The sequence below is a fragment of the Agathobacter sp. LCP21S3_B2 genome, from assembly GCF_052118705.1.
Lineage (GTDB): Bacteria > Bacillota > Clostridia > Lachnospirales > Lachnospiraceae > Roseburia.
In genome coordinates this window covers 1-581 of sequence record NZ_JBQKGQ010000054.1, presented here as the reverse complement: position 1 = coordinate 581, position 581 = coordinate 1, and the positions used below count along the sequence as shown (strand labels likewise).

Genomic DNA, 581 nt, shown 5'->3' with positions numbered 1-581 from the left:
CCATACCCCTGCCGGCGAATCGTCTTGATTTTATTGTTGATGCCTTCCATCTTACCTGTTGAGATATGATACACTGCATATGTAATGATTCCATCATGATGGTTCATGAGAAGTCTTCCGAACCATTCAAAATGTTCGTTACCGGTATGCATACAATCCCATACGATATCAGCTATGGCTGTTCCCATTTTTACCGGGTCTGTCAGCTTGTATGCGTTGTCAAGTTTCTCCTTGATCAGATCAATTGTGAAGAGAAGTTTATTCTCCTCAAGCAGTGCATCGTATTTGGCTTCGTAGCCTTCTTTGCGCACACGTTGTTCTTCCTTAAACAGAGTGCTGCCTTTTGAGATAATCCTGCCTTCGCGTGCTTCCTGGTCTTTTCTTTGAAGCGTGGTACGCTTCGAGGTAAGAATATATTTGGTGTGCTTTAATGATTCTGCCGCCTCAGTATCTCCGGCTTCCATCAGTCTTTTTTGCTCAGCAATTCTGACAGGAGCAACAACCTTTTCATTGAAATTTTTGATGATATGAAAATGGTCAAATACAATCTTAAGATGAGGACATTTTTCAAGAAATGCTTC

The 581-nt window shown here is 41.5% G+C and carries 1 protein-coding gene; it reads right to left on the bottom strand.

Annotation, left to right across the window (positions count from 1 at the left end):
- A partial coding sequence (locus tag ACTQ1L_RS15250; RefSeq protein WP_441368102.1) for an ISL3 family transposase occupies window positions 1-581 on the bottom strand: 581 nt, incomplete at both ends.